This is a genomic window from Nostoc sp., assembly GCF_036917275.1.
Taxonomy (GTDB): Bacteria; Cyanobacteriota; Cyanobacteriia; order Cyanobacteriales; family Nostocaceae; genus Nostoc.
Genome location: NZ_JBALDF010000045.1, coordinates 21491 through 33259 on the forward strand (window position 1 = coordinate 21491; position 11769 = coordinate 33259).

The 11769-nt window shown below is 44.8% G+C and carries 13 protein-coding genes; 6 read left to right on the forward strand and 7 right to left on the reverse strand.

The genetic code is table 11. The features are described from left to right. Positions 1-27: 27 nt before the first annotated feature. The 6 genes from V7K35_RS17310 (at position 28) to V7K35_RS17335 (ending at position 5870) form a co-directional block, all read left to right on the forward strand. Positions 28-1266 carry an acyl-CoA dehydrogenase family protein gene (locus V7K35_RS17310; RefSeq protein WP_335080455.1) on the forward strand — a complete coding sequence of 413 codons (1239 nt, stop codon included), beginning with the start codon at positions 28-30 and terminating at the stop codon, positions 1264-1266. A 101-nt stretch (positions 1267-1367) separates the two neighbouring features. Further along, on the forward strand, positions 1368-2558 hold the full coding sequence (locus V7K35_RS17315; RefSeq protein WP_335080456.1) for an LLM class flavin-dependent oxidoreductase: 1191 nt from the start codon (positions 1368-1370) through the stop codon (positions 2556-2558). A 114-nt stretch (positions 2559-2672) separates the two neighbouring features. Then, complete coding sequence (locus V7K35_RS17320) at positions 2673-3329, forward strand: methionine ABC transporter permease (RefSeq protein WP_335080457.1); 657 nt, start codon at positions 2673-2675, stop codon at positions 3327-3329. 123 nt (positions 3330-3452) lie between these two features. Beyond that, the gene (locus tag V7K35_RS17325) at positions 3453-4301 is read left to right on the forward strand and encodes a MetQ/NlpA family ABC transporter substrate-binding protein (protein ID WP_335080458.1); all 849 of its coding nucleotides are present in this window, start codon (positions 3453-3455) and stop codon (positions 4299-4301) included. A gap of 341 nt (positions 4302-4642) precedes the next feature. Then, positions 4643-4807, forward strand: a complete 165-nt coding sequence (locus V7K35_RS17330) for a hypothetical protein (protein ID WP_335080459.1) — start codon at positions 4643-4645, stop codon at positions 4805-4807. A gap of 31 nt (positions 4808-4838) precedes the next feature. Then, a complete protein-coding gene (locus V7K35_RS17335; RefSeq protein ID WP_335080460.1) occupies positions 4839-5870 on the forward strand; it encodes an ABC transporter substrate-binding protein in 1032 nt (343 codons plus the stop codon). Here V7K35_RS17335 and V7K35_RS29760 read toward each other — a convergent pair. The 7 genes from V7K35_RS29760 to V7K35_RS17360 form a co-directional block, all read right to left on the reverse strand. After that, positions 5759-6061 (reverse strand): permease, encoded by a 303-nt coding sequence (locus V7K35_RS29760; protein ID WP_442939738.1) that lies wholly within the window; start codon positions 6059-6061, stop codon positions 5759-5761. The two genes, V7K35_RS17335 and V7K35_RS29760, sit on opposite strands and share 112 nt — an antisense overlap. 132 nt (positions 6062-6193) lie before the next feature. Then, a complete protein-coding gene (locus tag V7K35_RS17340; RefSeq protein WP_335080461.1) occupies positions 6194-6844 on the reverse strand; it encodes an MOSC domain-containing protein in 651 nt (216 codons plus the stop codon). Positions 6845-7002: 158 nt separating this feature from the next. Then, positions 7003-7065, reverse strand: coding sequence for a hypothetical protein (locus tag V7K35_RS29765; RefSeq protein WP_442939739.1), 63 nt, complete (start codon positions 7063-7065; stop codon positions 7003-7005). Between the two features lie 156 nt (positions 7066-7221). Next, the gene (locus tag V7K35_RS17345) at positions 7222-7653 is read right to left on the reverse strand and encodes a cupin domain-containing protein (protein ID WP_335080462.1); all 432 of its coding nucleotides are present in this window, start codon (positions 7651-7653) and stop codon (positions 7222-7224) included. A gap of 300 nt (positions 7654-7953) precedes the next feature. Then, the gene (locus V7K35_RS17350) at positions 7954-8865 is read right to left on the reverse strand and encodes an SDR family NAD(P)-dependent oxidoreductase (protein WP_335080463.1); all 912 of its coding nucleotides are present in this window, start codon (positions 8863-8865) and stop codon (positions 7954-7956) included. Positions 8866-8970: 105 nt separating this feature from the next. Next, positions 8971-10548, reverse strand: coding sequence for a GMC family oxidoreductase (locus V7K35_RS17355; RefSeq protein WP_335080464.1), 1578 nt, complete (start codon positions 10546-10548; stop codon positions 8971-8973). Between the two features lie 221 nt (positions 10549-10769). Further along, positions 10770-11582, reverse strand: a complete 813-nt coding sequence (locus tag V7K35_RS17360) for an alpha/beta fold hydrolase (protein WP_335080465.1) — start codon at positions 11580-11582, stop codon at positions 10770-10772. Between the last annotated feature and the right edge of the window lie 187 nt (positions 11583-11769).

The following is an 11769-nucleotide window of genomic DNA, read 5'->3' on the forward strand; positions in this document are numbered from 1 at the left end:
CCATAATATATTCGGAGATAAAAACTGATGATTAAGAGTCCAGAGAAGCTTACAGATACGACAATTCAGTTTTCGGCTGCTGTGAGAGTAAACTCGCCAGAACTCCAGCAGCTTTTTGATTTTATTGCTCTGGGGGCAAGTGAGCGCGATCGCGATCGCATCCTTCCTTATAATGTGGTTGAATTGCTCCGGCGTTCCAAGTTGGGTGCATTGCGAATCCCCGTTGCCGAAGGTGGTGGTGGTAGCACGGCCCGCGAACTATTCGAGGTCGTGATTCGGCTGGGGGATGCTGATCCAAACGTGGCTCACATTGTGCGGAATCATTTCTCTATAACAGAGCGAATTTTGCGTTCTGAGCGCACCCAAAGGAATCGTCGTTGGCTCAAAGCCGTCGTCGATGGCGCGATTATTGGACTTGCTTCGACCGAACTAGAAGCTAAACGATCAGGTGGTCGCCAAGTCGTGAATACAAAATTAACACCTGATGGCGACGGTTATCGTCTGAATGGAACCAAATATTACAGCACTGGCAGCCTTTACGCAGACTTAATTTTCGTGCGTGTGTTAACACCAGATGGCTCTACAGCGTATATACTCATTCCTACTAACCGCGAGGGTCTTGAACTGGTGGACGACTGGGACGGCTTTGGACAAAGACTCACAGGTACGGGAACAACTATCTTCACAAATGTCCGTGTAGAGGCTGAAGAAGTAATTTTGGAGACAGATACAGACAAAGACGACCTGCCATACAACATTGTCCCGCAATTATTCTTGACTGCCATCAACGCCGGTATTATTCGCAGCGTTCTACGCGATGCTACAGCCCTCATCCGTAACAGACCCCGGACTTTCTACCATGCTGTATCCGAGCAAGCAGCAGATGACCCAATCTTGCAACAGACTGTCGGGCAGATTGCCGCCAATGCCTTTGCAGCCGAAGTGATCGTCTTAGCGGCAGCTGATGGTCTTGATCGCCTCCCTGCTGCCCAAGCTCAGGGTGAAGAGGCAGAGACGGCTACAGCACTGGCAACTTCTCTAAGTGCATCCAAAGCTAAATTGATTGTTGATGATTTGGCTCTACGTTCAGCTACCTTGTTGTTTGAAGTGGGTGGGGCTTCTACAACAAAGAAAAGCTCCAACTTTGATCGTCATTGGCGCAACGCCCGTACCTTATCCTCACACAACCCAAATCACTTTAAGGCTCGTGCGATCGGGGACTACGAGATCAACGGTACACCATTGCCGCAACGGGGATTCTTCTAATTTTGTTCAGATCCCTGACTTCTAACCTATGGGAAACCACTTTATGAGTATTTATTCAGAAGTCGGGGATCTCGCAACCACCGAAACCGTTGAGAGGAACTATGAGTACAATTGATACTACTTTTTTGAGAGCAAGTAAAGAGGCGATCGCCTCTCCAACAGACTATCCCCAAAGCCCATTATCCCAAGCTCTCCGGCAGCCAGTACTGCTAGGGCTATTCTTACCGATTCATCACGGTGGTTGGAGTTCTTCTAGCCTACCGCGTACTACAGACTGGTCATTTGATTACAATGCCAAACTGACCCAAAAGGCTGAGGAGCTAGGTTTTGACCTGGTTTTTGGCTATTCTACATGGCAGCCGAAGGGCGGACAAGGGCCAACTCGCACAGAAGCAGGCTTAGATGCCTTCATTGCTACTGCGTCCCTTGCTGCCATTACCTCACGCATTCTATTAATCTCAACAATTCACGTCCTCTACGGGCCTTGGCATCCCATCCATCTGGCTAAATTTGGTGCCACACTTGACCACATTTCTAAAGGTCGCTGGGGAATTAATGTTGTCACTGGACACCGGGCTTATGAGCATGAACTGTTCGGCTGGAGCCAAATCGAACACGATCACCGCTATGAACTTGCTGATGAATTTGTCACCGTCCTCAAACGACTATGGTCGGAAACAGAGAATTTTTCTTACAAAAGTCAGAGTTCTTGGCAGTTTAAGGATGCTTACATCAGTCCTCGACCGCTTTATGGTCGCCCCATCCTAGTTAACGCCACTGGCTCGGATGCTGGCATCGAGTTCGCAAGTCGCCATTCTGATATCGTATTTATCACCAGTCCGGCTGGCGGTGACATAGAAAGCGCCTTGTCGTCCTTACCCGCCCATACAGCCCGTGTCAAACAATCGGCGATCGCTAATGGTAGACAAGTCCGCACTCTTTTAAATCCGCTTATTGTCGTGCGTGAAACTGAAAAAGAGGCAGAAGAATATGCTCAGGCGATTATCGACCATGCCGATTATCAGTCAATTACTGGACGTTCAGGCGTTAACAGCGATGCACACGCCTGGAGGGGGCATCAGAAGGGAAATCTGCGTCATGGTGTTGGCAGTGCGATCGGCGGTAATGTGCAGTTAATCGGTTCACCCGAACAAATTACCGAGCAACTTTTGCAACTCAATAAAGCTGGTGTCGATGGTTTCCAGCTTGCCTTCTATGATTTTGAGCCGGATCTCGATTTTTTCGGTAAGCGCGTTCTACCACTACTGAAACAAGTAGGACTTAGACTCTAAGTTCTCTAACCCAGCTAATACCAATTCTCTAAAATCGAGCAACACATTCAAAATTTGACCTTCTTAATTACGAATTGGTATTGCGCCCTGTTTTCAACTTTGCGAGGTGCATCAATGCAAGGACAAGAATTACTACAAAGCTTATTGCAAGCCACTAGTGAAACTTTTTACATGGTAAGTATATCTACCCTGGTTGCAATAGTGTTAGGCTTACCTTTGGGCTTGTTGCTAGTGATGACAGGTCCCGGAAACTTGTTAGATTTTCCCCAAGTGCATAAAGGGCTGGGTGCGATCGTCAATACTGGACGCTCATTTCCTTTTATTATTCTGCTTGTCGTTTTAACACCACTAACACGCCTAATTGTTGGCACTTCCATCGGTAGCACAGCCGCTTTAGTTCCCCTGACTCTTGCCTCCATTCCATTTTTTGGTCGGATCGCTGAAACTAGCATTTTAGAAGTTGATAAGGGACTAATAGAAGCTGCCCAAGCAATGGGGTGCAATTATTGGCAAATCGTTCTCAAAGTATTGATTCCCGAAGCTTTGCCTTCACTGATATTAGGTATGACGATTCTAATTGTGAGTTTACTTAACTCTTCCGCGATGGCTGGGGCTGTGGGTGGAGGTGGATTAGGTAATTTGGCAATTCAATACGGCTACCAACGCTTCGATGTAGGAGTTATGTTTTCTACCATTGTGGTTTTGATTGCACTAGTACAAATTATTCAATTTATAGGTGATTTAATTGCACAGCGGATGAGAAAACGGTGAACGAAGGTGAAGAAACAAAGGAGCAGAGAGACAAATATAATTCTTGACTTTTAACTCTTGTACAGAGGTGATTAATGGCGTCTGTGCATTCATTATTTACAATTTACACTAATTACAAATGTTATGAAAAGACGCAGATTTTTGTTAACAGCTTTAGGTTCCCTGACTGTCTCTTCAATTTTTGCTAGTTGTAGCCAACAATCTACTCATAACTCTACTAATAATACGCAAACAATTAGCCAAAAAGAGCAAAAAGAAGTAATTAAAGTTGGGGTGACTGGTATACTCTCGCATGATATTTTGAAATTTGTGAATAACAATATAGCAGCAAAAGAAGGCTTAGAGATTCAAGTTGTTACCTTTAATGACTGGATACAACCCAACACAGCTTTGAGAGATAAGGTTATTGATGCTAATTTCTTTCAGCACAGACCTTTCATGAATAATGCTAGTAAAGAATTAAATTTAAATTTAGTAGCATTGAATACAGTTTATTTAAATACACTTGGTCTTTTTTCTAACAAGTTAAAATCAGTAAGTGAAATTCCCCAAAATGCAACTGTGACAATTGCTAATGATGTCATCAATAACGACCGAGGATTACGGTTATTGGCAACTAACGGTTTAATTAAATTAAAAGAAAATTCTAAACAATTTGTGACCGAAAGAGATATTGCTGCTAACCCGAAAAACTTGCAAATCAAGGAAGTAGAAGGTGTACAAGTTGTCCGAGCTATTAATGATGTAGATTTTATAGTATCTTCTGCTCAAACTGTTGCACTTGCAGGGATAGAACCTAATTCTATGGGTGAAGAAACAGCTAAGGACAAGAAATACGCTCTGGCATTAGTTACATTACAAGGTCGAGAAAACGAACCAAAGATTCAAAAGTTAAACAAACTACTCGTCTATCCAAATGTCAAGGATTTTATCAACAAAGAATACAAAGGAAGAATTATACCAGTTTTTTAGAGAGTGTCGCTCAAATCGAAGATTTTTTGATATTTGTGTCTATGGTTTTTTTACAGTTTATTTTCTCACTACTTGAGTGTAGGTTTACCTAGAAATACCTGGACTAAATTCTCATAGTCAAAGGTAAAGAAATATTGATTAGATTTGAACAGCTTATCAAAAGGTGGTATCTTGTTTTTAAATACAACGGTAAATCAATTAACTTAGTGTATTTTACTCTTTATCATCATAGATATGGCTGCTTAAACTCCTAAAAATTGATATCAAGGAGTCAATTGTGGTGAATTATTTAAAAGAACACCGCTTTCAATACAAACAAAAATGTTCTATCAGTATAATCTTTGCGATCGCAACATCGAGGACCAGAGTCTTACGTATTTCCTAATGCTGAAGATATCGCCAATCTTCAGAAAACAGCTAATTGGTTACTAGAGCAAAAAATTATTCCGCAACGAGTAGATATTACAACGGCAGTGTGTCCGTTAGAAACTACCGCTGTTAGGTAGTAAAGATGACAAAAATATACCCAAAAATAACGTGTCTACCAATTTGCAGCAGAATTTTTTCTTCTCTCTGGGTTGCTTGTTAGCTCTAACAACAACAGCTTGCTCAGAGGTTAAGTCTACCAGTCCGGCAACGATCACTGCTAATCATAGTTCATCCCAAATCGCAGTATCGGATACAACTCAATTGCATGTTGCTAAATCTAAAGGTGGCTGGGACTTAAATTTAAAGTTGGCTGGACTAGATAATTTCCCTTATCAAACTCAATTTACTGAGTTTACTGGGGGTAATTTGATGGTACAGTCAATCAATGCTGGTGCGATTGACTTGGGTTCAGCTAGTGAAATTCCGCCGATTTTTGCGATTGAATCGAAAGCATCTGTAAAAATTATTGCCACTCTCAAAGGACCGACGGTTGGTCAAGTTGTACTCGTACCCAAGGACTCGACTGCCAAAACGATCGCTGATCTCAAAGGTAAGAAAGTGGGTTACGTTAAAGCCACGACTGCCCACTACTTCCTAATTAAGATGTTGGAAAAAGTCGGGCTGACAATGAAGGATATCAATGCAATTCCTTTATCGATACCCGATGGACTAGCTGCTTTTCGTAAAGGACAGCTTGATGCTTGGGCTACCTACGGTTATTCCATCCCCCAAGCCAAAAAAGAAGGGGCGCGGGTGCTGGAATCTGCAAAAGATATTTTGAGTGGTAACTTCGTAATTATTGCTTCACCCAATGCGATCGCTGATCCCCAAAAGAAGGTTGCGATCGCTGATTTTCTCTGTCGTTTGCATAAATCTCAAATTTGGCGGGAATCTAATCTCAAGCAATGGTCGAAGAATTATGCAACTACCATTGATGTTGATGAAGGCATCGTTTATCAAGATGCCAAGCAAGGACAACAACAGCGTCGTCAAGAATTACTTCCTGTTTCTGATGCAGCTATTGCTTCTCAGCAAAAGGTTGCTGATACCTTTTTTAAAGCGGGTGTAATTCCCACAAAAGTTGATGTAAAACAACTTTGGGACAACAGTTTTAACGAAGATATTGCTAAATGCCGATAATTGCAGCAAGGAACAATGGATTGGGCGATCGCAACGGGAGGATAGGAGCAAGATGACGAGGCCGCACCTAAACCACAGGCTCTTGCGATCAATCCAGTCGTATTATCGGGCATAAGCCGTACCATTTCAGACTTTGATACCACAGCCTGAATAATCGCGGATAGGGTGAATCCCAAAATTAATGCCCACAAAATCTCCTAAAACATGTTGAACGCCATCTAGAGAGCATGAGCGATCGCGCTGATCGGCTCTGTAAACAGATTAATAGTGTCCATAGTTGGTCGGTCGATGATAGTGAAATGCGATTGTTCATTCGGGTTGATCTATCTCACATCCGAACGGCGGATCTGCTCCTGGAAATAGTCTCGCCAACTTGCAGGTAACGCTTCTAGTTGCGCGGCACGGTGCAGTAATTCTGGGTTGTTTTGCTCACGCATATAAAGCTGAATGATATTAGCAACAGTAACATTGTTGTCATCTCGGCTTATGAACTCTAAAGTGTCTCCGGCTCCAACTTCGCCCTCTTGCAAAACCCGAAAGTAAAATCCGCTGCGACGACTGGCGAGAAATCGTTTCACTATATCTGATCGCCCAAAGCGAATCCCTAGTTTGTAGCAGGGTAAGCGCGGTTGAGTCACCATTAGTTCCACACTGCCGATTTTGAAGCGATCGCCAATATTCAATTCTTCTTCTCTCAATCCAATGACTGTGAAATTTTCGCCAAAGATACCGAGTGTTAGCTTTGTGTCAGGCAATTCACTTTGCCAATACTCATAATGTTCAAATGGATAAACATAAATTGCTTTATCTACTCCGCCATGAACGGTGAGATCCGCTTGTTGATCGCCGTCTAAATTGAGCGATCGCACTCTCACCCGTTCGCTGACTGGCTCTTTAAAAATTCCAGTGCTAACTGTTTTTCCTTTCCAGGTCACTTCACGCGGAAGTCCTACGTTGACAGAGATAAGTTTCATCTTTAGCTCCAAAGTTTTGGATTGCATTCAATTACGGCAGTCAACATGGAACATCGAAAAAATGAATGAGTTGTTTATTGGAGTGCTTGATTGATTAAATAATGACTGCGATGTTTTTGACCAACTCATCAAAGAGAGAGAACCGCTGTTTTAAGTAATTAGGATCGTTGTAACTTCAGCCACACCTTGCCGTCAGCCACTTCCCATGCCAGTACTTTCAGGGGTAAATCCAGAGAGAGCGATCATCGGTTCTGCCACCATGAGCGGTGTTCCGACTTCAGGGTTGCCAAAAGCCATTTTGTGAAATGGTATCAGGAGTCAAGAGTCAGAAAAAAGTTTGTGTAATCAATTCTGTCGGAGTACTTATACCTGAAGTTTTAGGGTAAATCTCCGGGCGCACCCAGAATTTCGTCGCCAATTTCGCTAGAGATACGATTGAACAATTCCATGTCAGGTGCCTCATTCTGGTTTAGTGTCCCTGTTGCTTCAATTAGGCGAGCAAAGGCACTGGGCGCAGCAACGACTAACCCGCGAGCTGGTTGATCGCTGAGTGCAGCAACAACATGGGGTGTACCCATCGGAATAAAGGCACTTTCACCTGCGCCTAGCACAACCTTATTTTTACCAACCCAGACAGTAAACTCTCCTTCCAACACATAGAGTTGTTCTGAATAGCGTGTATGGCGATGGGGTGGAGTCTGTGCACCAGGAGGGAAATAGCCCTCAATCAGGTCATATTTACCGTCAGTTGTGGTGTGATCGGCGACGATAGTAAGGTAGTTATTAAGAAGCCAGAATGATTTTGTCATGGAAGTACTTCTTCTAATAAATGAATTGTGTTATGAACGCTCAAGCTTGCAGATTAGATAAAGCAGGCGTTCATGCCGTTTTTAGATAGACAAGTGTGACAAATTTTGAACATTAAGCTTGTTGGGAACACTTTGCGAGGTACGCTCCGCTTTAATTAAATCTGCTGCCTTCTCAGCAATCATGATAGTGGGTGCGTTTGTATTTCCCGTGGTGATTGTTGGCATGATGGACGAAAGGCTGGCAGGCTTACGACCGGCAATTCGTTCATCAACAGCGTGAAGCTCACTGTTACTGCCAGGTCAAGCGAGCAGGCGCAACGATTCATTCCAGAGGCGAACGGCATTGTCTGGGTTCAGGGCGTAGGGGGCAACTCCGCTCATATAGCCGTTCCCGTTGGTGACGAGAGTGGCTTCATTGCAGTCCTCGAAATAGCGTCCGCCAACGCCCTTTAGTAGCAAAGAGGTTGCCAACAGAACGGAAGTTGCCGCACCCTGCGCTATTGTCTTGTGCTGCTCAGGTGGCATTCTAAGACCGCCCGTATGACGCTGGAGGTTGGTTGCGATCGCCCCCGGCATCAGGGCATTAGCGGTAATGCCATCCTTGAACCAGCGCGCAGTAGCACCCACAGCAAAGAGGATGCTTGCGGTCTTGGACTGTCCATACGCCAACCACGGATCATAAGGACGGAACATGAAGTGAATATCATCGAACACAATGGGCGACATCAGGTGCGCGCTAGAACTAACCAACACGATACGGGCGGCACCCTCTGCTGCAAGAGCGTCGTGTAGTCCGAGCGCTAGGGCAAAGTGTCCGAGATGGTTAGTGGCAAATTGCATCTCCCAGCCTTCGGGTGTGCGCTGTTCGGGCAGTGCCATTACCCCTGCATTATTAACGAGGATGTGCAGCGGCTCACGCCAGGCAGCAATGAACTTGGCAATTGAGTTGCGATCGCTTAAATCAAGCAAAGCAACATGAATATTCCGGTTCCCAGTAGTAGCCATAATGTCAGCCGCGACTTGCGCTCCAGCATCGGTATTACGCACAGCTAGTGTGACGATCGCTCCAGTTTGAGCCAGTGCCCGCGCCGTTTCTACGCCGATGCCCGATGCGGCTCCCGTAACGATCGCCCGCTTGCCGGAAAGATCAATTCCTTCTACGACCTCGGCAGCGGTGGAATGTCGTCCGAATGGTGTTGTAATCAGTGCCATTGTGTATTCCTTTACAGAGGTCGAGTATTCTGTTTGCCTAACATCGACCGATAAACGCTCAACAGGTATGATAATCTGAGATTGATCAAAGACGATCGCCCGTTTCTAAATAGATGAATACGCCGGATTTTGGACGTTAGATTTGCTGACAACCGTTCGTGCTGTGCGACCTGCTTTAATTAAATCTGCTGCCTTCTCACCAATCATGATAGTGGGTGCATTTGTATTGCCAGTGGTGATTGTTGGCATGATTGATGCATCAACAACACGAAGACCTTGAATTCCATGTACTCGTAGTTGAGGATCGACCACTGCCATTGAGTCAATGCCCATTTTGCAAGTGCCAACCGGATGCCATACAGTGCTGCAAGTGTCCCGAATGTAAGCTTCGAGTGCTGCATCACTTTGAACGTGGGAACCTGGGGCAATCTCCTCACCATGAAAATCGTCAAAGGCACTGGTCTGAATCACTTGGCGGATTAATTTAACTCCCTCAACTAACTTTTGCACATCGGCTTGACTTTGTAGATAATTCATCCGAATGGTTGGTGGATCTTTAGGGTCAGGTGATCGCAAACTAATACTGCCAATATTTTGCAGACGGGTAAGAGAGACTGCACCCGTAAATCCAAAATCAGCGGGGGTATAACCAGGTGACAAGAATTGAATCGGGCCGAAGAAGAACTGCAAATCGGGTGCAGCCTCCACATTCCCTTTGCTATGCAAAAATAATCCAGCTTCAATTCCATTACTGGTGATGGCGGGGTGTATATCTTGAGTAGTTTCTTGAACGACACAAGTGAGAATGTGATCCTGAAGGTTTTGACCGACACCCGGCAAATCTGCAACGACAGAAATTCCCATCGCTTGCAGGTCTTCGGCAGTACCAATTCCAGAAAGCATTAGCAGTTTGGGCGAATCAAACGCACCTGCATTTAAAATCACTTCCTGGTTGACTCTCACCTGGTGGAGCGTACCTTCATGCAGATATTCCACTCCCACACAGCCAGTGCCCTCAACCAGCAATCTCGTTACTAATGCCCCTGTGATTACAGTCAAATTCGGACGATGGAGAATGGGTAAAAGAAAAGCAGCCGCAGCACTGTGCCGTTTACCATCCTTAACCGTCAATTGATAGAGTCCTACCCCTTCTTGCTGTACACCATTAAAATCAGGATTGTAGTCGTATCCCATTGACACACAGGCATCTACAAAGCGTTGGGAAACCACAGCAGGAGATATCAAATCGGTAACGCTCAACTCCCCATCAACTCCGTGAAATTCTGACGCGCCTCGCTGCTGATGCTCCGATTTCTTAAAATAGGGCAAGACCTCCTGATAACTCCAACCGGGATTTCCTAATTCCTGCCAGCGATCGTAGTCTTGAGGATTGCCCCGGATATACATCATGAAATTAATCGAACTGCTGCCCCCCAAGACTTTGCCACGGGAACAAAACATTTTGCGATCCTTTAGGTAGGGTTCCGGCTCAGAAACATAACCCCAATCAACTTCAGAGCCTATTAGGCTAAAGCATTGCGCCGGAATTTGAATTTCTGGTTTTGTAGCTGGGTTACCCGCTTCCAGGAGTAACACAGCTGTGTCACTGTCTTCGGTTAGACGATTGGCAACCACACAACCTGCCGAACCTGCACCGATTACAATGTAGTCATAATTGGTCATAAAGTTCTCTTCCTCTGTTATCTACAATGGATAAATGGAGTCAAGAATAAACTGATTTAAAGAGCGATCGCTGAAACACTGTTAGTTATTCATTTACAACACCCGATCTGCTGAATTTAACTGCGTACCAATGGTGTATCCAGCAAATGTTCTGCCAGAAACCAAACTTGCGTCTCATTGGTTCGCAGGACTTGGCTGACTAACAAATCGTTAAATTGGGATTACTTCACAGCAGTACTCGCTGCTTCAATTACTTTGGCAACCTCTTTTGGATGAGAGATAAAAGGAACATGACTGGAGTTAACTTCGGTTGTCTTAGCATTAATCCGTTTAGCCATAAATCGTTGAAGTTCAGGGTTGATGGCGCGATCGCTTTGAGTCACCAGAAACCAGGAAGGAATCGTTTTCCAGGCGATTTCATTCAATGATTGCTCAAACGCTGCGCTAGCGATCGGCTTTTGGGTTGCTGCCATCACTCGCGCCTCAGCCTTCGATACGTCCTGGGCAAAAAATTCGTGAAACTTCCCGCGATCAATATAGAGAAAGTTTGCAGCATCAGATATGATCGCCGTGCTAATCGGAGCTGCTGCATACTTTTTATTCAAATCACTCGTCTTTTCACCGACATCTGGGGCGAAAGCATTAACATAAACCAGAGCTTTCACCTGTGGATTGCTAGCCGCCGCACCCGTAATCACATTTCCACCATAGGAATGTCCGACTAAAACAACAGAACCTTTTTGATTGTCAATTACCCGCTTCGTTGTTGCCACATCATCAGCAAGGGAGGTGAGCGGAATCTGCACAGCAGTCACTCTGTAGCCATCCTGCTCCAACAATGGAATAACGTGTTGCCATGATGTACCATCAGCAAAAGCCCCATGAACGAGAACGATCGCAGGTTTAGAGTTGGACGTTTGAGGTAATTCCTTGGAGGTGGCTGGTGTTGGATGCATTGATATGCCAACGACAACACTTAATGCAGATAACCACAGCAACAATTTTTGAACTTTTTTCCATGTAAAAATCATCATTGCGATCGCCTCTGTATTCTTGCTAAATTGCTCAAATCTCTGGTTCTTGTTGTCTGTATAGAAGTTATAAAATACTCGCCGCTGAAATACTTCGTGAACTACCCCAACTTACCGAGTACGGTTGAAGTTGGGGCTTCTGTAATCACAGGGGAGTGCCTAAACTTAGACTTTCGCCCAAGAGTAGGAC